At 37.8% G+C, this 22,477-nt stretch carries 17 protein-coding genes; 6 read left to right on the top strand and 11 right to left on the bottom strand.

Features of this window, described 5'->3' with window-relative positions; all coding sequences use genetic code 11:
- Positions 1-258 precede the first annotated feature (258 nt).
- The 5 genes from ihfB to serC all read right to left on the bottom strand — a co-directional run bounded on the left by ihfB (position 259) and on the right by serC (position 6,024).
- Entirely contained in the window at positions 259-546 is a 288-nt protein-coding gene (gene ihfB / locus GTH24_RS06165) for an integration host factor subunit beta (RefSeq protein ID WP_006537420.1), read from the bottom strand.
- Between the two features lie 63 nt (positions 547-609).
- Entirely contained in the window at positions 610-2,283 is a 1,674-nt protein-coding gene (rpsA, locus tag GTH24_RS06160; RefSeq protein WP_036938108.1) for a 30S ribosomal protein S1, read from the bottom strand.
- A 173-nt stretch (positions 2,284-2,456) separates the two neighbouring features.
- On the bottom strand, positions 2,457-3,143 hold the full coding sequence (gene cmk, locus GTH24_RS06155) for a (d)CMP kinase (RefSeq protein ID WP_072069674.1): 687 nt from the start codon (positions 3,141-3,143) through the stop codon (positions 2,457-2,459).
- 312 nt (positions 3,144-3,455) lie between these two features.
- Positions 3,456-4,742, bottom strand: a complete 1,287-nt coding sequence (aroA, locus tag GTH24_RS06150) for a 3-phosphoshikimate 1-carboxyvinyltransferase (protein WP_072069675.1) — start codon at positions 4,740-4,742, stop codon at positions 3,456-3,458.
- Between the two features lie 193 nt (positions 4,743-4,935).
- Positions 4,936-6,024, bottom strand: a complete 1,089-nt coding sequence (serC, locus tag GTH24_RS06145; RefSeq protein ID WP_072069676.1) for a 3-phosphoserine/phosphohydroxythreonine transaminase — start codon at positions 6,022-6,024, stop codon at positions 4,936-4,938.
- 136 nt (positions 6,025-6,160) lie between these two features.
- Between serC and GTH24_RS06140 the strand changes: the two genes are divergently transcribed.
- Positions 6,161-7,591: an MFS transporter gene (locus tag GTH24_RS06140; RefSeq protein ID WP_164526074.1), complete on the top strand. Its 1,431-nt coding sequence runs from the start codon at positions 6,161-6,163 to the stop codon at positions 7,589-7,591.
- Between the two features lie 69 nt (positions 7,592-7,660).
- Here GTH24_RS06140 and ansB read toward each other — a convergent pair whose 3' ends face one another.
- Complete coding sequence (ansB, locus tag GTH24_RS06135) at positions 7,661-8,698, bottom strand: L-asparaginase 2 (RefSeq protein WP_206535555.1); 1,038 nt, start codon at positions 8,696-8,698, stop codon at positions 7,661-7,663.
- A 228-nt stretch (positions 8,699-8,926) separates the two neighbouring features.
- Here ansB and ycaO point away from each other — a divergent pair, with 228 nt between their 5' ends.
- The 5 genes from ycaO to GTH24_RS06110 all read left to right on the top strand — a co-directional run bounded on the left by ycaO (position 8,927) and on the right by GTH24_RS06110 (position 16,831).
- Entirely contained in the window at positions 8,927-10,684 is a 1,758-nt protein-coding gene (ycaO, locus tag GTH24_RS06130) for a 30S ribosomal protein S12 methylthiotransferase accessory factor YcaO (protein WP_164526073.1), read from the top strand.
- Between the two features lie 672 nt (positions 10,685-11,356).
- Positions 11,357-12,211, top strand: a complete 855-nt coding sequence (gene focA, locus GTH24_RS06125) for a formate transporter FocA (RefSeq protein WP_072069679.1) — start codon at positions 11,357-11,359, stop codon at positions 12,209-12,211.
- 54 nt (positions 12,212-12,265) lie between these two features.
- Positions 12,266-14,548: a formate C-acetyltransferase gene (pflB, locus tag GTH24_RS06120; protein WP_072069680.1), complete on the top strand. Its 2,283-nt coding sequence runs from the start codon at positions 12,266-12,268 to the stop codon at positions 14,546-14,548.
- 109 nt (positions 14,549-14,657) lie between these two features.
- Positions 14,658-15,398 (top strand): pyruvate formate lyase 1-activating protein, encoded by a 741-nt coding sequence (pflA, locus tag GTH24_RS06115; RefSeq protein WP_036938126.1) that lies wholly within the window; start codon positions 14,658-14,660, stop codon positions 15,396-15,398.
- 545 nt (positions 15,399-15,943) lie between these two features.
- Entirely contained in the window at positions 15,944-16,831 is an 888-nt protein-coding gene (locus tag GTH24_RS06110) for a BPSS1780 family membrane protein (protein WP_072069681.1), read from the top strand.
- 85 nt (positions 16,832-16,916) lie between these two features.
- Here the strand turns inward: GTH24_RS06110 and allD are convergent, their stop codons facing one another.
- From allD to serS, 5 genes are all read right to left on the bottom strand, one after another.
- A complete protein-coding gene (gene allD, locus GTH24_RS06105; RefSeq protein ID WP_072069682.1) occupies positions 16,917-17,966 on the bottom strand; it encodes an ureidoglycolate dehydrogenase in 1,050 nt (349 codons plus the stop codon).
- 262 nt (positions 17,967-18,228) lie between these two features.
- Entirely contained in the window at positions 18,229-19,053 is an 825-nt protein-coding gene (locus tag GTH24_RS06100) for a MetQ/NlpA family ABC transporter substrate-binding protein (protein ID WP_082151810.1), read from the bottom strand.
- Between the two features lie 50 nt (positions 19,054-19,103).
- Positions 19,104-19,790 carry a methionine ABC transporter permease gene (locus GTH24_RS06095; protein ID WP_072069683.1) on the bottom strand — a complete coding sequence of 229 codons (687 nt, stop codon included), beginning with the start codon at positions 19,788-19,790 and terminating at the stop codon, positions 19,104-19,106.
- 1 nt (position 19,791) lies between these two features.
- Positions 19,792-20,778 (bottom strand): methionine ABC transporter ATP-binding protein, encoded by a 987-nt coding sequence (locus GTH24_RS06090; RefSeq protein WP_072069684.1) that lies wholly within the window; start codon positions 20,776-20,778, stop codon positions 19,792-19,794.
- A gap of 304 nt (positions 20,779-21,082) precedes the next feature.
- Complete coding sequence (serS, locus tag GTH24_RS06085) at positions 21,083-22,372, bottom strand: serine--tRNA ligase (protein ID WP_072069685.1); 1,290 nt, start codon at positions 22,370-22,372, stop codon at positions 21,083-21,085.
- Between the last annotated feature and the right edge of the window lie 105 nt (positions 22,373-22,477).

Genomic DNA, 22,477 nt, shown 5'->3' with positions numbered 1-22,477 from the left:
AACAATTGTGATAATTAAATCAAGAAATAACGAGCAAAGTACAATAAAGTAATACAAAGAAAAGTAAGAAAGAGAATAAAAAGGAGAACGAAAAGGACAATAAGCAGATATGGTAAATGAAGTAAAGGACTAACAATCAAAAACTAACGTATGGAAGTAATCAAAAATAATCAACACAAATAAAAGATAATAAAAAACGGCACCGAAGCACCGTTTTTGAGAAAGTTAACTAACATCGTGCCATTTCGACAGGAGTTATTATTCCGTATAAATATTTACACGGTCACGTAACTCTTTGCCTGGCTTAAAGTGTGGAACGTATTTACCTTCCAGATCTACTTTATCACCAGTTTTCGGGTTACGACCCGTACGCGGCGCACGGTAGTGTAGAGAAAAACTGCCGAATCCGCGGACTTCGATACGCTCACCATCAGCTAAAGTATCAGCCATATGATCAAGCATTTCTTTTACAGCTTCTTCAACCGTCTTAGCCGAAAGATGAGATTGTAGGCCTGCAAGTCTCTCGATTAACTCAGACTTGGTCATATTACCTCCCTAAACTACCGATATATAGGCAACGATTAACGTTGCCTCCGTTAATAACTTAAATTATTCGCCTTTAGCTGCTTTGAAAGCTTCAGCCATAGCGTTGTTTGAAAAACCAACTTCTTCTTTGTTGTTTACAGAAGCGATAGCGTCTTTCTCGTCTGCTTCGTCTTTAGCACGAACAGATAAGTTGATAACGCGGTTTTTACGGTCAACGCCAGTGTATTTAGCTTCAACAGCTTCGCCAACATTCAGAACCAGAGTTGCATCTTCAACGCGGTCACGTGAAGCTTCAGAAGCACGCAGGTAACCTTCAACACCGTCAGCTAATTCTACAGTTGCGCCTTTAGCGTCAACAGCAGTTACTTTACCAGAAACAATAGCACCTTTTTTGTGAGCAGACAGGTAATTATTGAATGGATCTTCTGATAATTGTTTAACGCCCAGTGAGATACGTTCACGTTCAGCATCAACTTGCAGAACTACAGCAGCGATTTCGTCGCCTTTTTTGTATTCACGAACTGCTTCTTCACCTGCAACATTCCAAGAAATGTCAGATAAGTGAACCAGACCGTCGATACCGCCGTCTAAACCGATGAAGATACCGAAGTCAGTGATAGACTTGATTTTACCTTCAACACGGTCGTTCTTGTTGTGAGTTTCTGCGAACTGCTGCCATGGGTTAGATTTGCACTGTTTCAGACCCAGTGAAATACGGCGACGTTCTTCATCGATGTCAAGAACCATAACTTCAACAACATCACCAACGTTAACAACTTTAGATGGGTGAATGTTTTTGTTAGTCCAATCCATTTCAGAAACGTGTACCAGACCTTCAACGCCTTCTTCGATTTCTACGAAGCAGCCGTAATCAGTCAGATTAGTTACACGACCAGTCAGTCTAGTACCTTCTGGATAACGTTTAGCGATAGCTACCCATGGATCTTCGCCCAGTTGTTTCAGACCTAATGATACGCGAGTACGTTCACGGTCGAATTTCAGGACTTTAACAGTGATTTCGTCGCCAACATTGACAATTTCGCTTGGGTGTTTAACACGTTTCCAAGCCATGTCAGTGATGTGCAGTAAGCCGTCAACACCGCCCAGATCAACGAATGCACCGTAGTCAGTAAGGTTCTTAACGATACCTTTAACTTCCATGCCTTCTTGCAGGTTTTCTAATAACTGATCGCGTTCTGCGCTGTTTTCAGATTCGATAACCGCACGACGAGACACAACAACGTTGTTACGTTTTTGGTCTAATTTGATGACTTTGAACTCAAGCTCTTTGTTTTCCAGATGAGTTGTATCGCGAACTGGGCGAACGTCTACCAGTGAACCTGGTAAGAATGCACGAATGCCGTTCAGTTCAACAGTGAAACCACCTTTAACTTTACCGTTGATGATACCAACAACAGTTTCGTTTTCTTCGTAAGCTTTTTCCAGCATCAGCCACGCTTCGTGACGTTTAGCTTTCTCACGAGACAGAACGGTTTCACCGAAGCCATCTTCAACCGCGTCCAGAGCAACATCAATTTCGTCGCCCACTTGGATTTCTAATTCGCCTTGAGCGTTTTTGAATTGTTCTACAGGAATAGCAGATTCTGATTTCAGACCTGCATCAACCAGAACAACGTCTTTATCGATAGCAACTACAACGCCGCGAACGATAGCGCCAGGACGAGTTTCGATTGTTTTTAGGGATTCTTCAAAGAGTTGAGCAAAAGATTCTGTCATGTTAATGATCTTCAAGTAAATTTAATTAACGTCCATTTAGCATCCGGCCGAATGGGGTTGTTTCACATACCTCGTTACATCCTTTGTGACAAGGTCATCGGGCATTATTGTGTTTTCATTAACACGTCAACCCGATTTTGATAATTGCCTAGTATAAACGAAATAAAAATTAATTACGCTGATAATTGCAGATTTTTTTTAGCATAAGTTAACGATTTTTCAATAACTTCGTCGATAGACAAACTTGTAGAATCGAGAATTAATGCATCTTTCGCTGCAACAAGTGGCGCAACAGCGCGATTCCGGTCACGGTGATCGCGTTCTTTTATCTCGGATAAAAGGCGCTCAAAGTTAACATTAAAGCCCTTTTCCTGCAACTGTAACATGCGACGACGCGCTCGTTCTTCTGCGCTGGCTTCAAGAAAAATTTTCACTTGAGCATCAGGGAAAACTATCGTTCCCATATCTCGCCCATCAGCAATAAGACCAGGTTCTGTACGGAATGCTCGCTGACGACGCAATAATGCTTCTCTTACACGAGGAAAAGTTGCTGCTTGTGAGGCCGTGTTCCCAACTGTTTCAGTACGAATTTCATTCGACACGTCTTCACCTTCGAGAATAACACTTAAGCCATTCTCATTAGGAACAAAACATACATCTAAATTTGCTGCTAGAGGTACTAATGCATCTTCAGAAGTAATATCAACATGGTGGTGTAAAGCAGCTAATGCCAACACACGGTAAATAGCGCCAGAGTCAAGTAAGTGCCAGCCAAACGCTTTCGCTAATGCTTGGCATAATGTTCCTTTACCTGCTCCGCTAGGCCCATCAACAGTTATAACAGGGACGATAACCGCCATGAGTTTCTCCTTTTCATGGGCACTGTGTTTCTGTATTTGATGCTTTATTACATTGATATAATAGACATTGAATTCAAACAGAGAAAAACAGTATTAATGTATGCGCGTCATTATACGCATACAATGTATAGGAAGAAACAAGCAGATAAAGGCCAAAGAGATTTATTTAATATAATTTTTTATAGATAGGTTATTTTTTAGAAAACTTTATCTGAACATAATAAAAAATCGGCAATATTGTGCTTTTAAAAGTCCAACACTGCCGATTTAACTGATTTAAATTTGACTGGTTTTTATTAAATACAATGGATATTAACCATGATGCTGAGAAAGCGTTTCTAACTTATCAAAATAATCTGGGAATGTTTTGGCTGTACAACCTGGATCAAGAATAGTAATAGGTGTGTCAGACAATGCCACCAGCGAAAAACACATAGCAATACGATGATCGTTATAAGTTTTGATATTTGCAGTTGTTAACTGCTGTGGTGGCGTTACTTTTAAATAATCATGCCCTTCTTCTACAATTGCACCCACTTTTTGCAACTCTGCAGCCATTGCAGCCAATCGGTCGGTCTCTTTTACTCGCCAGTTATAGATATTACGAATAACAGTATCACCTTTTGCAAACAGTGCTGTAGTAGCAATGGTCATTGCTGCATCAGGAATAGTATTCATATCCATATCGATGCCTTTTAACGAACCACGTTCACATTCAATATAATCATCGCCCCAACGTATTTTCGCTCCCATTTTTTCAAGTACAGAAGCAAAATGAATATCGCCTTGCAAACTATTTTTGCCAATACCTGTCACTCGGACTGTTCCACCTTTAATTGCCGCGGCTGCTAAGAAATAAGATGCTGATGATGCATCTCCTTCTACAAGGTATTTTTCAGGTGATTGATATTGTTGGCCGCCTTTCACAACAAATTGTTGATAATCTTGATTTTCAATCTTGCCACCAAAGGTATTAATCAATGCTAAGGTAATATCGATATACGGTTTTGATACTAGCTCACCTTTAATTGTAATAGTTGTATCTTGCTCAGCTAATGGAGCGGTCATTAATAAGGCGGTCAAAAATTGGCTTGAAACACTGCCATCGACTTCTACATTTCCCCCCTTAAAACCTCCACGTAAACGAATAGGTGGATAATCCGTTTGTTCGAGATAATCGATACTCGCTCCACCTTGGCGTAAAGCGTCAACTAAGTGCCCTATTGGACGCTCTTTCATTCGTGGCTCACCCGTCAATACAATATCATGCGAGCCTAAACTTAATGCGGCTGCCAATGGACGCATTGCTGTACCAGCATTACCTAAGAAGAGTTCTAATGGTGAATTAGTTTTAAATTCACCACCTAAACCCTCTATATCACAGACTGTATTGTTATTTGATAATTGATACTCCACACCTAATGCTTTTAATGCATTTAGCATATGACGAATATCATCACTATCTAATAGATTTGTTAAACGTGTTTTACCTTTAGCTAAAGCGGCTAATAATAACGCACGATTAGAGACACTTTTTGAACCTGGTAAGTTAATAGTGCCTTCAATATGAGCAATAGGCTGTAATGTCAACGATTCCATAAACAGGTAAGAACTCCGATAAACAAATAAAATAAGATGGGATACGGTTTAATCAAAAAAATAAGAAAACGACTTAGGTACTTATTATTTTTATTTATTTTTAGTACTGGGATAATTTGATTGTCATTATCAACATCTTTGGATAAAAGGAAACCCACTTTTACATAGGCTTCCTAAACATATAATGTATCAATTATGCGTGGCGACGCTCAAAATCAGCCATAAAATCAACTAATGCTTGAACACCAGCTAATGGCATTGCGTTATAAATCGATGCACGCATACCACCTGATACACGATGACCTTTTAATGCGACTAAGCCTTGTGCTTCTGCTTCTTTTAAGAAGACTGAATCTAATTCGGGAGAAGACATTTGGAAAGGTACATTCATTAATGAGCGATTTTCTGTTGCAATACGGTTGATATAAAAATCACTGTTATCAATAGCACTATAAAGAAGCGTCGCTTTTTCGTAGTTACGTTTTGCCATTTCTTGCAAACCACCCTGCTCTTTTAGCCATTTAAAGACCATACCTGATAAATACCAAGCAAAAGTAGGTGGTGTATTAAACATTGAGTCATTTTCAGCGAGCACAGTATAATCAAACACTGATGGTGTTTCTTTACGAGCTTTACCTAATAGATCTTCACGAATAATAACGATGGTTAAACCTGCAGGGCCAATATTCTTTTGTGCGCCAGCATAAATTACACCAAAGCGACTAACATCTAGTGGTTGGGATAAAATAGAAGATGAGTAGTCTGCAATAACAATTTTGTTGTCATCAAAATTGGGTTCTTCATGAATGGCGATACCATCAATAGTTTCATTTGGGCAATAATGTACATAAGCAGCATCATCACTTAATTGCCATTCTTTCATTGGTTTAACACCAATTTTACCATCAATTTCTGTTTTAATTTTAATGATATTTGGCGAACAATATTTTTCAGCTTCCTCAGCCGCGCTTTTCGCCCAATAGCCACCATCAATATAGTCAGCCGTTGTCTTCTCACCTAATAAGTTGAGAGGTAAAGCTGCAAAGTGGCCTCGCGCTCCACCATGGCAAAAAAGAATTTTGTAGTTTTCTGGCACATTGAGAAGATCACGAAGATCTTGCTCTGCCTGATGAGCAACTTCAAGAAACTCTTTACTGCGGTGGCTGATTTCCATGACCGAGCGCCCAAGTTCATGCCAATTGCATAATTCTAATTCTGCACGACGAAGGACTTCTGCCGGTAACATAGCCGGACCTGCACTAAAGTTATATACCTGACTCATTCAAATTCACCCTATCTGAATATGTTTTTACAAAATGACCTTTATCGGTTGTATCATTCTCGTTAAATTGGCGCAATGATTATTGTGAGCTAACGCATAATACGCAGTGCGTAAAAATAACGATTAGGAGTGTTTTATGTCGGGGAGTGTGAATAAAAAAGAAGAAGCAAGCTGGGGAATGCTTCTTCATGGACAAAATAGTCTAAAATCGCTAGCTTTAGCAGGAGGCGTTGCATTACATGCAATTAATGTTTATATCACGATAACAACACTACCTTCAGTTGTCCGAGATATAGGTGGGCTCAATTTATATGCATGGAATACGACTGTTTTTATTTTAGCCTCTATTCTTTTTTCCGCGTTGACGTCTCGTTTGTTGAGCAAATTTGCACCTCGTAATAGTTACATGATTGCTACGCTTTGTTTTTTAATCGGTTCCGTTATCTGTGCAACAGCACCTTCTATGCAGATATTGCTGTTAGGCCGATTTATTCAAGGGGCGGGTGGCGGCATGTTGCTTGCACTAGCTTATTCTCTAGTTAGAGTGATGTTTCCACAGCCACTTTGGTCTAGAGCTATGGCATTAATGTCAAGTATGTGGGGAATATCAACACTGTTAGGCCCTGCATTAGGTGGAGTATTTGCAGAATATGATATTTGGCGCGGTGCATTTTGGTCTATTTTATTCGTAGGCATTCCTTATGCTATTTTATTATTTACTATTCTTCCTACTGAAAATAATGCTGATAATATCATCGCCAAATCGCCTTTACCCTATCAGCAACTTTTTCTATTAATGGTTGCTGTGTTATCTATTTCAATCGGCAGTCTTTATAACATCACGTTGTATCACGTATTATCATTTTTCTTTGCTATTATCTTTATTTTACTTTTAATACACATAGATAAAAAATCAAATGATGGCTTATTTCCTAAAGGGACATTCTCTTTTTCTGCACCTTTAGCCCCTATTTATCTCACCATGGCATTATTAGGTATCAGTGTACAAACCGAAGTTTTTGTGCCCTATTTTTTACAGACTATTCATAATATTACCCCATTACTTTCTGGTTATTTAGCAGCATTAGTAGGCGCTGGCTGGTCTTTCTCTGCGATTATTTCTTCATCTAGCCAACAATATACTGCTCAACGCTTAATGCGCTTTGGCCCTATGATTAATTTTTCTGCCATAGTGATCCTTGGTTTATTTATATCCAATAACGTCACATTACCTTATGGGCAAATTGTCGTTATTTGTGTAGCACTCTTTTTTACTGGTGCAGGAATTGGTATGGCTTGGCCTCATTATTTAACCCGTGTACTACATGTCTCTCAGGGGCAAGAGGCTCAAAAAGCAGCGACATCAATTACGACGATTCAATTATTTTCAGCCGCAGTTGGTGCTTCGATTTCAGGTACTGTCGTTAATATGGCAGGTTTGACCGAGCCAGGGGGATTGGAGGGAGCACAAAATGCAGCACATTGGTTATTTATTATTTTTGCAGTAACTCCACTAATTGCTTTCTTTACAGCACAAATAGTCGTCTCTCGAACCAAAAAAAATTAGCCTGATTTTATTGCTAAAAATAACAAAGCCTCTTTAATGAGGCCTTGTTATTATTCAAGTTATTTTAAATTAATACTTTTCAAAATTTTCTTGGATCTTAGCAGGATCTTGAGTTTGTGTGAGTGATAATTGTAATAATACTCTTGCTTTTTGTGGGTTCAGGCGTTCTGATGCCACAAAACCATATTTTGCGTCATCGACTTCGCCATTTTGTGTCGTGAAACCAACAGGTACACGACTTGAACGAACAATTGCGACACCTTTTTTAGCGCCATCAGCTAAAGTATCAAAAATATCAGTATATAAGTTACCATTACCAACACCGGCGCTGACAATACCTTTGTAACCATCATCAATAAAGGCTTTTGCTGGTAAATTAGAGGCGTTTGAGTAGTTATAAACAATACCCACTTTTGGTAATTCAGTCAGTTTACTGATATCAAATGCAGGCTTATCAGCACGAGGTAATGCCGCAGTATAATAATGTACCTTGCCGTTGTGTACGTAACCTTGAGCACCTGCATTAACCGGCTGGAATGCTTGTACTTCAGTCGTATTCATTTTCACGACATCTTTACCGCCGATAACCGCATTATTCATAGTGACTAACACACCACGATTTTCAGAGGCTTTATCACTGGCAATCACAACTGCATTAAAAAGATTTAAAGGACCTTCAGCACCTAATGCAGTTGCAGGACGCATTGCACCAACCATAACAACTGGTTTTTTACAGGCTGTTGTTAAATCCAAAAAGTAAGCCGTCTCTTCCATGGTGTCAGTACCATGAGTGATAACAAATCCGTCCGTTTTATCACAATCTGCATTAATTTTATTAGCCAGCTTAAGCCATACTTGGTCATTCATATCTTGAGAACCAATGTTAACGACTTGCTCGCCTTTTAAATTAGCGATTTTTTTAGCCTCAGGTACGGCATTAATTAGCGTATCGATACCTAATTTACCCGCTGTATAGCTTGATGTTGTTGCTGAATCACCACCACCAGCGATGGTACCACCAGTCGCTAAAATGGTGACATTAGGTAAGGCAAAAACAGAACCACTAACTACGGCTAATAGACTGGCAAGCAATGTTTTTTTCATCATCGAACTGATCCCTTATGAGTTTATAAATAAATCTAATTATGATGATTTTAAATTATTAATTCCGTGATAAATCGAACGTATTTATTAAAAAAACTCATATATTAAACAATTTATTAGTGAAGAATATGGTTAGCCTGTTCGAAATGAGAGAAATTATTAGTGCTTAACAGGGGATTTCAGTATCATGTGCCCCTAACTATCATCCGCAAAATATTAATGAAACCTGCCATGTCACAAACATTCATTCCTGGTAAAGATGCCGCACTGGAAGATTCTATCGCTAGCTTTCAGAAAAAATTAACCGACTTAGGCTTTAACATTGAAGAAGCTTCATGGTTAAACCCAGTTCCTAATGTCTGGTCTGTTCATATTCGCGATAAAGATTGCCCTTTATGTTTTACTAACGGTAAAGGTGCCAGTAAAAAAGCAGCATTAGCTTCCGCATTAGGCGAGTACTTCGAGCGTCTTTCAACTAATTATTTCTTCTCTGATTTCTGGCTAGGTACTGATATTGCAGAAGGTGAATTTGTTCACTATCCAAGTGAAAGATGGTTCCCTCTCACTGAGGATGATTCTGTTCCTACTGGCTTATTAGATGCACGTTTACGTGAATTTTATGATCCTGAAGGTGAGTTATGTGGTAGTGAATTAGTTGATTTACAATCAAGTAATCATGATCGTGGAATTTGCGCACTACCATTTATACGTCAATCAGATGAAAAACCTGTTTATATTCCTGTAAATATTATCGCTAACTTGTATGCCTCTAATGGTATGTCTGCGGGTAACACTAAGAATGAAGCTCGTGTCCAAGGACTTTCAGAAGTTTTTGAACGCTATGTGAAAAACCGCATTATCACCGAAAGAATTAGCTTACCTGAAATTCCTAAAGAGGTTTTAGCTCGCTACCCTGCTGTTATTGAGGCGATTAATACCTTAGAGCAAGAAGGTTTCCCAATCTTTAGCTTTGATGCTTCTTTAGGGGGGAAATTCCCTGTTATTTGTGTCGTGTTATTTAACCCACAAAATGGAACTTGCTTCGCTTCTTTTGGAGCTCATCCTGATTTTGGTGTCGCTTTAGAGCGTACTGTCACTGAGTTATTACAAGGCCGTAGTCTTAAAGATCTTGATGTTTTCAACCCACCAAGCTTTGATGATGAAGAAGTAGGTGATCACACCAATCTTGAAACACATTTCATTGATTCAAGTGGTTTAATTAGTTGGGATCTATTTAAGAAAGATGCCGATTATACTTTTGCTGATTGGAATTTCAGTGGCACCACTGAAGAAGAGTTCCATACCTTAATGGCACTATGTCAACAGTGTGATGCTGAAGTCTATATTATGGATTACTCACACTTAGGCGTTTATGCATGCCGTATTTTAGTGCCTGGTTTATCGGATATTTACCCTGCAGAAGATCTACAGTTAGCCAATAACATTATGGGTGTACATTGGCGTGATACTGTTCTTTCGTTACCAACAAGCGAAGGCACAAAAGAAGAATATTTATCACTTATCGGTCAATTTGATGAAGATGGTTTAGACGACTTTACTCGTATCAGAGAAATGATTGGTATTGCACCGGGTAAAGATAATGGCTGGAGCCATTTGCGAGTGGGTGAATTAAAATCCATGCTTGCACTTGCTGGTGGTGATCTTGACCAAGCGCTTGTTTGGGTTGAATGGACTAAAGATTTCAACGCTTCTTTATTTACGCCAGAACGCCAAAATTATTATCGTTGCTTACACAATCTCTTATTATTACAACAAGAGACTGAACGTGAACCTGCGCAATACATGTATGCATTCTCTCGTATGTATGGAGAAGAAACATTACAAGCAGCCTTAAACGCAATACAAGGTAAACAAGCATTTTATGGTTTACAACCTATCGATGCTGACTTAACAAATTTACCTATTCATCAGTCGCTACTTGCTGCTTATGAAAAATTACAAAAAGCAAAACGTCAATCGAACAAATAAGCCTATTTTATTTAGGATGATTTATTAAATAATCACTAGATTTAACTGAATAATAAGCGCGTATTTAAATTGAAACACTCTATTGAAAAGTAGAGTGTTTTATTTTGCTAAAAATAAATTTTTGACAATTTTGTCAACTTGACAAATATGCCATCCGACAAAATTGCCAAAATATGGCAAAAGTGACGATTTAAGATATTTAATACGACACTATAAATATATTTTGAATTTTTGCACTAAGAATAGTGCTTAAATATAGTTTAAATTGCTATTTGTTTAACCAGATCTCAAAAATTTAAAAACCTTATTTTTATAATGGTTATATGTCTGGAGTAATCAATCATGATTAACCACAAATAAAGTAATGTTTATATTTATAGCAAAAGTAAATAAGGCGTTAAATTTGATTTTTAATTCTTAACATACGGAGTCTAAATAATACTTTATCTTTACTTTTTACTTTATTTATCCAGCTACTCTAAAATTTTTTGATAATTTTTAAAAAATTTTTTTATTTTATTAATCAAGTAGTTATAGCATAAATAGCGGGTTTTTACGCACTAAAAACGGGTTTCTAACAAGCGACCATGATCCATATCAATTTTAGAAGTAAGCCCCTTTGCTACTATTATTGCGTGCTATAATTATTCCAACATATAAGAGAGTGTTAGTATGAAAGCTGACAGCCCTTTTAATTTATTATCACCTGCTGATATGGCAAAAGTTGCCGATGATGCATGTTGTTATAAAGCAAATAAACATATTCCAACGACTTACTTATCTGCATTTACTGCGGGAATGTTTATATCAATTGCTTTTGTTTTTTATATTACTGCTACTACAGGCACCGCATCTGTTCCATTTGGGCTGGCTAAATTAGTTGGCGGGATCTGCTTCTCACTGGGGTTAATGCTCGTCGTCGTTTGTGGCGCAGACTTATTTACCTCAACTGTTCTAACTATTATTCCTAAAGCGACTGGACGTATATCTTGGGGCAAAATGTTTGCTAACTGGATAAATGTCTATCTTGGTAACTTCATTGGCGCACTCTTTTTTGTTGCCTTAATGTGGTTTGCTGGCCAACATATGGCCGCAAATGGGCTTTGGGGGCTAAACGTTTTACAAACTGCACAACATAAAGTTGAACACACCTTTATCGAAGCAGTCTGTTTAGGCATTCTAGCTAATTTAATGGTTTGTCTTGCAGTATGGATGAGCTATGCAGGTCGTACACTCATTGATAAGCTTTTTGCACTGATTTTACCTATCGGTATGTTCGTTGCTAGCGGTTTCGAGCACAGTATCGCTAACATGTTTCTTATTCCTTTAGGTATTGTTATTAAGAATTTTGCACCCGCAGAATTCTGGGCTAAAGTAGGTGCATCACCCGAACAATTTTCAAATTTAACGGTATCAAATTTTATCTCTGATAATTTATTGCCTGTCACTATTGGTAACATTATTGGCGGGGCAGTCCTAGTCGGTCTGGTATACTGGTTAATGCATCTGCGCGGTGACAAACATTAATCCGTGCAGGTATGACTGATTTCTTAAGTTCCATTGTAAAAAGGTAGAAGTATCATGTCTGATTTAAATGAAAAATTTGCTGAAGCATGGAAAGGTTTTTCTGAAGGTGAATGGCAGAACGGTGTTAACGTTCGTGATTTTATCCAAAAAAACTATACTCCATATGAAGGCGACGAATCTTTCCTAGCAGGTTCCACTAAAGCAACTGATACACTTTGGGAACAAGTTATGGAAGGCATCAAAATCGAAAACCGTACGCATGCGCCGGTTGATTTTGATACTTCTGTTGCTTCAACTATCACATCACACGATGCGGGTTACATCACTAAAGATTTAGAACAAATCGTAGGTTTACAGACTGATGCACCTCTGAAACGTGCGATCATCCCATTCGGTGGTATCCGTATGGTTGAAAGTTCTTGCCACGCTTACAACCGTGAGCTGGATCCAGAACTGAAAAAAATCTTTACTGATTATCGTAAAACTCACAACCAAGGCGTTTTCGATGTTTATACTCCAGACATCATGAAATGCCGTAAATCTGGTATCTTAACAGGTTTACCAGATGCTTATGGTCGTGGCCGTATCATCGGTGACTACCGTCGTGTTGCACTGTACGGTATCGACTTCCTGCGTAAAGACAAATTCGCTCAGTTCACTTCTTTACAAGAAAGAATGGAAAAAGGCGAAGATCTGGAAATGACTATCCAACTGCGTGAAGAAATCGCAGAGCAGCATGCTGCTTTAGGTCAAATCCAAGAAATGGCTGCGAAATACGGTTACGATATTTCTCGCCCTGCTCAAAACGCAAAAGAAGCAGTACAATGGACTTACTTCGGTTACTTAGCCGCTGTTAAATCTCAAAACGGTGCTGCAATGTCATTTGGTCGTGTATCTACTTTCTTAGATATCTACATCCAACGTGATATTGAAGCTGGTTTACTGACAGAAGAACAAGCTCAGGAATTAATTGACCACTTAGTCATGAAATTACGTATGGTTCGTTTCTTACGTACTCCTGAATATGATGAACTGTTCTCTGGTGACCCAATCTGGGCAACAGAATCTTTAGCTGGTATGGGTTTAGATGGCCGTACTCTGGTAACTAAGAATACTTTCCGTTTCTTAAATACCCTGTACACAATGGGTCCATCTCCAGAACCAAACATGACCATCCTGTGGTCAGAACAACTGCCTATCAACTTCAAAAAATACGCAGCGAAAGTCTCAATCGATACTTCTTCAATCCAGTACGAAAATGATGACTTAATGCGTCCTGACTTCGACAGCGATGACTATGCAATCGCATGTTGTGTTAGCCCAATGGTTGTTGGTAAACAAATGCAGTTCTTCGGTGCTCGTGCAAACTTAGCGAAAACCTTACTGTATACCATCAATGGTGGTGTTGACGAAAAACTGAAGATCCAAGTAGGTCCAAAACATGCGCCAATCATGGATGATGTCTTAGACTTCGATACTGTGATGAACCAAATGGACCACTTTATGGATTGGTTAGCAACTCAGTACGTAACTGCACTGAACGTTATCCATTACATGCACGATAAATACAGCTATGAAGCAGCTCTGATGGCACTTCATGACCGTGATGTATATCGTACAATGGCATGTGGTATCGCAGGTCTGTCTGTTGCTGCTGACTCATTGTCTGCTATCAAATATGCAAAAGTTTCTCCAATCCGTGATGAAAACGGCTTAGCAGTTGACTTCAAAATTGATGGCGAATACCCACAATTTGGTAACAACGATTCTCGTGTAGATGATATCGCTTGTGACTTAGTTGAACGTTTCATGAAGAAAATTCAGAAACTGCGTACTTACCGTAATGCGGTACCTACACAGTCTATCCTGACTATCACTTCAAACGTTGTTTACGGTAAGAAAACAGGTAACACTCCAGACGGTCGTCGTGCAGGCGCACCATTCGGACCAGGTGCTAACCCAATGCACGGTCGTGACCAAAAAGGTGCTGTTGCTTCACTGACTTCAGTTGCTAAACTGCCATTTGCTTATGCAAAAGACGGTATTTCTTACACCTTCTCAATCGTACCTAATGCATTAGGTAAAGATGATGATGTTCGTAAAGCGAACCTTGCGGGTCTGATGGATGGTTATTTCCACCATGAAGCCGGCATTGAAGGTGGTCAACATCTGAACGTTAACGTGATGAATCGTGAAATGCTGTTAGAAGCAATGGAAGATCCTGAGAAATATCCTCAGTTAACTATCCGTGTTTCTGGTTATGCAGTTCGCTTTAACTCACTGACTAAAGAGCAACAGCAAGACGTTATCACCCGTACATTTACACAAACAATGTAATAAAGATAACTATATGCATTTATTTACTGAGAAAGTAGATAAAATCGCTTAGAATAAAGGCCCCTACTTTGGGGCCTTTTTATCTAGACAGTTTTGGAGTAACCCTGTTATGTCCGTACTTGGTCGTATCCACTCATTTGAATCCTGCGGTACTGTTGACGGTCCCGGAATACGTTTCATTGTTTTCTTTCAAGGATGCTTAATGAGATGCCTCTATTGTCACAACCGTGACACATGGGATACTCATGGTGGGCAAATCGTCACAGTTGATGAATTAATGAAAGAGGCGGTAACCTATCGTCATTTTATGAATGCTTCTGGTGGCGGTGTTACTGCTTCTGGTGGCGAAGCGATTTTGCAAGCAGAGTTTGTGCGCGATTGGTTCCGAGCATGTCAAAAAGAAAATATCCATACTTGCTTAGATACTAACGGCTTTGTTCGTCGTTATGATCCCGTTATTGATGAATTAATGGATGCCACTGACTTGGTGATGCTCGACCTAAAACAAGTCAATGATGAAATTCACCAAAAATTAGTGGGCGTATCAAACCAACGCACACTTGAATTTGCGCGTTATTTAGCAAAACGAGGCCAAAAAACATGGGTTCGTTATGTGGTTGTTCCAGGTTGGTCTGACGATGATGATTCTGCTCATCGTTTAGGCGAATTTATTAAAGATATGAAAAACATTGAAAAAGTAGAACTACTACCTTACCACGAACTCGGCAAACATAAATGGGTCGCTTTAGGCGAAGAATACAAACTAGATGGTATTCATCCACCGTCAAAAGAGACGATGGAAAATGTAAAATCTATTCTTGAGTCTTACGGCCACAAAGTCATGTATTAAGTTTTTCTACTTAAAATTAATTTAAGAAGCGGCGTTTTTAAGCGCTGCTTTTTTGTTTTATTAAAATTAGCAAAAGCTTATATTAATCACCTTTTTATAATCATGAACTTTAAGATCAGGATGTTTCTTCTTACTTACAGGTGTTACTCTTCATCGCTTATCTATTTCACCTGTCATTTTGGCTGTAGGTTTAGGACCTGTTTTATTCCCCATGATATACTTCTTATTTAATTCACGTATATTTTAATATAAGAAAGATGGTATCAACTTAAAGTGAGCAATGTAGTACTTCATCATAATTGAACTGTAAATTTTCTATATACTTATAAATAAACTAATCCTTTATCAAAAAGACAATTAATTATCTTTATTCTGCTTTTATCAAACTCACATCGAATATTTTTATAGGAAAAATAAAATTAACCTCATAATAAGATTATCCTTAACCTATATTAAGTTTAATACAGTTGATTAATAACAAAACAAAAAGATATTATAGAAGGCTTATATTTATAAACAAAGATATTGGGATTAAGGTACAGGAAATGGAACAAGACAACAATTCATCGCAAACAGAACCACAAGAGATCTTTACACCTATCCCTCAAGCGCGAGGTGCCTCAGGCGGTGTTCGCTGGTTGGGGCTAGGATGGGATCTAATAAAAGAACGTTTTTGGATGTGGATAGGCGTTATTATTATCTACTTTATCGTTAGTCTTATTATCTCGACCATTCTTGGGTTTATTCCACTAATTGGTCCAATCATCTCACCTTTTATTACTACTGTATTAGCCGCAGGTGTCGTGGCAATTGCTCATCAACAATATGAAACACAACGTATTGATGTTGATAATTTATTTTTTGGATTTTATAACAAGCGCTACCTCAGTTTAATGGGCGCTTATGGGATCAGCTTTCTTATCTTACTCGTAGGGATTATTCTTGCAGTTGTCGTCAGCAGTGCCACTATGATGGATATTTTTTATGCTATCAATAGCGATTATCCTGACGAAATCATTGCTGAAATGATGATGGATAACTCATCTGGGTTTACATTATTTTTTGTTATTATCGCTATTTTTGGCGCGTTAAGCACTGCAGCCTATTGGTTTGTACCAGCTCTGGTATTAGTCAATGGCTATAAGGCATTCCCTGCAGTTAAAGCAAGCCTTGCAGCAGTAAAAATAAACTTATCTGGTGGTTTCTTCTTCTTTATTTTACTGTTTTTTATTATTGCTATTAGTATTATTCCATTTGGTTTAGGTCTACTTATTACCATCCCTCTTTCCTATACTGCAATGTATGGTTCTTATCGTGATATTTTTTATCACCATAATATAGGAAATCAAGGAAATAACGGTGGAGTTGGTGGAAATGGAACCATTTCCCTGAATAAAACTGCCGAGTCTAATATTGGTAAATTAGTAAGCTAATTTTAAATCTATTAGCTTAAACAAAAAAGCAGTAGTACTTTTTTCGTCTACTGCTTTTTATTATGAAACACAAATAGATTTATCATTAACCCGCAAACGGATTTTTATTATCATAAGATTTATTGTAAAGTACGTCAGATATTAAATAGTCATAAATTTCATCAACAATTTCAATACCTTCACTTTCACTTCTCTGTTCTTCTATTTGACTATTTTCACCAGGATAAAGGACTTTTTCAACATTAGGGGCCGGCTTAATGGCATTTAATTCCCCCATAACTTGTGAGATATGCTCTCTAAATAATGTCGCATCAGTAAAGAATGCTGGATTAATTACAATATGCAATTGACCTAGCTCTCGTCCTTGCGTTAAATCGTGATACATTGAGCTAACATGTTTACCAAAAGGAAGCCCAAGCAAAATACCTGACAGCACATCGACCATCATCATCAAGCCATAACCTTTAGGGCCAGCAATAGGCAATAAGCCTTTTACCGCAAAAGGATCTGTCGTAGGCTTTCCGCTTTCATCTACCGCCCAAGTATCAGGAATATCCGTATGTCTTGAACGTGCATCTAGTACCTTACCCCATGCCTGTACGGTTGTCGCCATATCAAATGTAATATGTTTATCACCTACGCCTGGGGCAGAAAACGCGATAGGGTTTGTACCGTAATACACCTCTGAGCCACCAAAAGGAACAACCATAGGATCAGATTGGCAAAGTGAGATGCCAATCATTCCTGCTTGTGATGCTTGCTCGACAAAATAAGATAGTGCTCCACTGTGACCTATGCGTCGAACACCGACAACAGCAACGCCCTTGTCTTGTGCCATTTTGATAGCACGTTCCATTGCATCTTTAGCTGCAACATGCCCAGCACCATTATCGCCATCAAATACAGCGCTACAAGGCCCAGTTTCAGTATAAGTAAAGTTAGGTGTGGTGTTTGTACCACCTTTGCTAATGCGCTCTGCATAATACTCTACACGCACAGCACCATGAGAGTGAATGCCTTTACCATCAGCATGGACTAAGACATCAGCCACCGTATCTGCATGCGCTTCATTTAGTCCTGCATGATGTAATTTATTTTTGATTAATTGATGTAACTGCGGTTTAGAAACTATCATAGAATATGCTCTTTTGTAGGGTTCTATGTAAATAGAAACGTCATAAAATAATTGAGGTAAATTCGAGCGATAGGTCTAATTTAACAGCATAAATAGGATCTGCCGTGATCGGTTTAACCAATGAAGGATTGCGTTATATTTTTGTTAAATAGTCATTTCTTTATTAAAAACCTTTTTATAATAGCCCTTGTTATAAACAAAAAAGTGGAACAATTTCTTGCTCCACTGACTATTTGATCACAACTTTTTGCTACAGATAATATTATGGAACAGGAACAGCTTCGCCCTTAAACGTTTCTAGAATAAATTGTTTTGTCTCTGGAGCTCGTAATTGCGTCATTAATTTAGCAATACGTGGATCATTTTTATCTTCTTCTCTAATCACAACCACGTTAGCAAACTTACTGTTTGCAGCAGGCTCGGTATAAATCACTTCTTTGGTTAAATCTAGCCCCGCATTAATAGCAAAGTGCCCATCAATAGAAGCGACATCTGCTTCACCATTTTTATAAATTTGTGGTAATAATGGGCCATCATAAGTAAATAGGAATTTAATATTACGAGGATTTTCTACAATATCGTCAATTGTAGAATCATCAGGATCGATGCCATCACGTAATTTAATTATTCCTTCGTCTTGGAATAGTTTTAATATATGACCATGCTGTGCCAGATTATTACTACTTATCATTTTTGCACCATTAGGCAAATCCTGTAAACTTTTATATTTTTGCGAGAAAAAACGATAAGGATGCATATGTACAGCGCCAGCGGAGACTAATTTCCAATCAGGATGATCTGCTAAGGTTTTATTTAAATAAGGCACATGTTGGAAGAAATTTGCATCTAATTCTTTTTCTGCTAATGCTTGGTTAGGAATAATATAATCATTAAAGATCCGAATATCTAACTCTAACCCTTCTTTTTCCAATTGGGGTTTTATAAACTCTAGGATTTCAGCATGAGGTGTACTTGATGCACCTATAATTAATTTATTTTCTGACTTTTCATTCGTTGGCTTACAAGCAGATAAAGCTAAGCTAACAAGTAGCAGTGAACCCAGTTTTTTTATTACTGTTAATTTCATTGTTATAACCTTATTTTTAAATTTGATTTTTAATTAAGTTTATTCTTTGATTAACGTTTATCTATATTTCTTACAACGCTATCTCCCAATAGCTGAATACATAACACAATTAATAAAATAACTAATGTAGCAACCCAAACCACATCAAGATGACTGCGCTGAAATCCTTCTAAATAAGCTAAGTTCCCTAATCCACCGGCACCAATCGCCCCGGCAACAGCTGTTCCTCCAACTAAAGAAATTAATGTTACGGTTAATCCAGAAACCAGCGCAGGGGATGATTCAGGCAGTAACACTTTAAATATTAATGTAGGTAAATTAGCCCCCATTGAAAGGCTTGCTTCTATTACGCCTTTATCAACTTCACGTAGTGCTAATTCAACCAATCGAGCATAAAAAGCAGCCGCAGAAATCACTAATGCAGGTAGTGCTGCATTAACACCTAATATAGTTCCCACAATCCATTTGGTAAAAGGAAACAATAAGATAATTAAAATAATAAAAGGAACGGCTCTAAAAATATTTACAATAAATGAGAGCGTTCTATAAATAGAAATCTGCTCTTTATAGCCTTCTTTTTCTGTTAAAAATAATGCAACACCAATTAATATACCTAATAAGCAAGATAATAGACCCGAAACTAATGTCATATATAGAGTATTTAATGTTTCTTCTCCTAAGACATTGAGTTTTAAATGAGGGAAATAATTATTAACTAAAATTTGTATTTCATCCATATCACACAACCGCTATATCAAAATTATTGCTCTCAAGATATTGGATTATTTCATAAGATTTATTATTTAACTGTAAATAAATAAATCCATTTTCTTGTGAAAAATTACCTTTTATTAAATTAACAGGCTCATTAAATTTAGAAATTAAATCATAAAGTAAATAGTCATATTTTTTACCCTCTTGCAGTAACAGCTTTATTACTGTGCTTTGCTGTTTTATATTATCAATATCATCATTATTATCTATTACCTGTATTGATTGAGATAAAAATTGTTGTGTCACATTATGTTTTGGCTGATTAAATATTTTTAGCACTTCACCTTGTTCTATTATTCTTCCTTGCTCAATAACTGCAACTTTATTGCATATTGCTTTTACAACTTGCATTTCATGTGTGATCAACACTATCGTAATATTCATTTTTTTATTAATTTCAGCAAGCAATGCTAAAATTGTTTGTGTTGTTTTTGGATCTAATGCAGATGTCGCTTCATCACATAATAAAACATCAGGATTGTTTGCTAGCGCTCTAGCAATGCCCACACGTTGCTTTTGCCCACCACTTAATGTTGATGGATATTCATCTGCTTTATCAGCAAGCCCAACCAACGTCATAAGTTCACTTGCTCGCTGAAAGCGTTGTTTTTTATCTAAACCAGAAATTTCGAGTGGAAATTCAATATTTTCTCTAACTGTGCGTGACCACAATAAATTAAAATGCTGAAAAATCATGCCTATCGAGTGACGAATTTTACGGATCTCACGCTCACTACTGGTAGTAATATTATATTTACCTACAATCACCTCACCTTTAGTAACTGGCTCTAAGCGATTTAATAGTCGGATCAAACTACTTTTCCCTGCGCCGCTATAACCAATAATGCCAAAGATATCCCCTTGTTCAATATTGAGATTAATATCATCAACAGCAACAGTTTGTTTTTTACCTCGCAGATAAATTTTGCTGACATTTTTTAGTGTTATCATTTTAAGTAACCTGCTCATCAAATGGAAATCTAGACGGCTAAACATCTAGAAACCCAAATTAATGTTAATGAGAGAAATTGTCAAGCAGGGAATGAAAATGCGATAAATAAAAATGGCATACCTTAGAATTAAACGGTTCCTAATTATCTTTTTAGAAAACATTTACTCGATTATATCTTTACACATTAGCTTTAATCTCTAAGTTAAATTAAATTAATAGAGATAAATATTTATTACAAACAATAAAAAACCCCCTGCCTAAGCAGAGGGTTAAATTATTAATATTCAATTAATTAGATAATAATTAACCGATATATTCTAAACCATTCATATAAGGACGTAGCACTTCTGGAATTTCAATACGACCATCAGCCATTTGATAATTTTCCATGATTGCGACTAAGGTACGACCTACTGCTAAACCAGAACCATTTAATGTATGAACCAGTTGTGTTTTCTTGTCACCTTTAGAACGGAAACGTGCTTGCATACGACGTGCTTGGAAATCCCACATATTTGAGCATGAAGAAATTTCACGGTAAGTATTTTGAGCCGGAACCCAAACTTCTAAGTCGTAAGTTTTACGTGAACCAAAACCGATATCACCTGTGCAAAGCACAACTTTACGATATGGCAGATTCAGTAATTGCAGTACTTTTTCAGCATGACCTGTTAGCTCTTCTAATGCTTCCATTGATTTTTCAGGATGAGCAATTTGAACCAGCTCAACTTTATCAAATTGGTGCATGCGAATAAGGCCACGAGTATCACGGCCATAAGAGCCCGCTTCTGAACGGAAACATGGCGTATGAGCTGTCATTTTCAATGGTAAATCGTCTTCTTCGAGAATAACGTCTCTTACCATGTTGGTAACTGGCACTTCTGCTGTTGGAATAAGCGCGTATTGGCTTTCTGCTTCTTCTTCTAACGGTTTAGTGTGGAATAAGTCTTCACTAAATTTAGGTAACTGACCTGTACCGTACAGAGTTGCGTGGTTAACCAAGTAAGGAACATACATTTCTTGGTAGCCGTGCTCTTCGGTATGCAGATTCAGCATAAATTGTGTGATAGCACGATGTAAACGTGCAATTTGACCTTTCATCACAACAAAACGTGAACCAGTAATTTTCACCGCAGAAGCGAAATCTAAACCATCAGTCAACTCACCTAAAGTCACATGATCTTTTAATTCGAAATCATAAGTCTTTGGTGTGCCCCAACGAGAAACTTCTACGTTTTCGCTATCATCTTTACCATTTGGCACAGCATCATCTGGCATATTCGGGATAGTTAAAACGTAATCGCGGATTTCTGCTTGAAGAACTTCAAGTTCTGCTTTTGCAGCTTCAAGTTTTTCACCTAACAGGTTAACTTCCTGACGAAGTGGCTCAATATCTTCACCACGCGCTTTTGCCGCACCGATGGACTTCGATCGAGAATTACGTTCTGCTTGCAGGGATTCGGTTTCAACTTGTAACACCTTACGGCGTTCTTCTTGTTGACGGATTTTTTCCACATCGAGGGTGAACCCCCTGCGAGCCAGTTTTTCGGCGACCGCGTCTAGCTCATTACGCAGTAGATTTGGATCGAGCATGCTTATCCTGTGCTTATTGATAGATTAATAAAAACCTTCTCTCCTATCTTATAAAAAGATATCTGAGACAAGGCATAGTTAAGAAATTAATGATAATTTAATAAC

This window comes from Proteus vulgaris (assembly GCF_011045815.1).
In the GTDB taxonomy this organism is placed as follows: domain Bacteria; phylum Pseudomonadota; class Gammaproteobacteria; order Enterobacterales; family Enterobacteriaceae; genus Proteus; species Proteus vulgaris_B.
This window is presented reverse-complemented; position numbering and strand designations above follow the sequence as displayed.

Excerpts from the sequence above, each read along its gene's own strand:
- ihfB (WP_006537420.1), bottom strand. The coding sequence starts at position 546 with ATGACCAAGTCTGAGTTAATCGAGAGACTTGCAGGCCTACAATCTCAT.
- rpsA (WP_036938108.1), bottom strand. The coding sequence starts at position 2,283 with ATGACAGAATCTTTTGCTCAACTCTTTGAAGAATCCCTAAAAACAATC.
- cmk (WP_072069674.1), bottom strand. The coding sequence starts at position 3,143 with ATGGCGGTTATCGTCCCTGTTATAACTGTTGATGGGCCTAGCGGAGCA.
- aroA (WP_072069675.1), bottom strand. The coding sequence starts at position 4,742 with ATGGAATCGTTGACATTACAGCCTATTGCTCATATTGAAGGCACTATT.
- serC (WP_072069676.1), bottom strand. The coding sequence starts at position 6,024 with ATGAGTCAGGTATATAACTTTAGTGCAGGTCCGGCTATGTTACCGGCA.
- GTH24_RS06140 (WP_164526074.1), top strand. The coding sequence starts at position 6,161 with ATGTCGGGGAGTGTGAATAAAAAAGAAGAAGCAAGCTGGGGAATGCTT.
- ansB (WP_206535555.1), bottom strand. The coding sequence starts at position 8,698 with ATGATGAAAAAAACATTGCTTGCCAGTCTATTAGCCGTAGTTAGTGGT.
- ycaO (WP_164526073.1), top strand. The coding sequence starts at position 8,927 with ATGTCACAAACATTCATTCCTGGTAAAGATGCCGCACTGGAAGATTCT.
- focA (WP_072069679.1), top strand. The coding sequence starts at position 11,357 with ATGAAAGCTGACAGCCCTTTTAATTTATTATCACCTGCTGATATGGCA.
- pflB (WP_072069680.1), top strand. The coding sequence starts at position 12,266 with ATGTCTGATTTAAATGAAAAATTTGCTGAAGCATGGAAAGGTTTTTCT.
- pflA (WP_036938126.1), top strand. The coding sequence starts at position 14,658 with ATGTCCGTACTTGGTCGTATCCACTCATTTGAATCCTGCGGTACTGTT.
- GTH24_RS06110 (WP_072069681.1), top strand. The coding sequence starts at position 15,944 with ATGGAACAAGACAACAATTCATCGCAAACAGAACCACAAGAGATCTTT.
- allD (WP_072069682.1), bottom strand. The coding sequence starts at position 17,966 with ATGATAGTTTCTAAACCGCAGTTACATCAATTAATCAAAAATAAATTA.
- GTH24_RS06100 (WP_082151810.1), bottom strand. The coding sequence starts at position 19,053 with ATGAAATTAACAGTAATAAAAAAACTGGGTTCACTGCTACTTGTTAGC.
- GTH24_RS06095 (WP_072069683.1), bottom strand. The coding sequence starts at position 19,790 with ATGGATGAAATACAAATTTTAGTTAATAATTATTTCCCTCATTTAAAA.
- GTH24_RS06090 (WP_072069684.1), bottom strand. The coding sequence starts at position 20,778 with ATGATAACACTAAAAAATGTCAGCAAAATTTATCTGCGAGGTAAAAAA.
- serS (WP_072069685.1), bottom strand. The coding sequence starts at position 22,372 with ATGCTCGATCCAAATCTACTGCGTAATGAGCTAGACGCGGTCGCCGAA.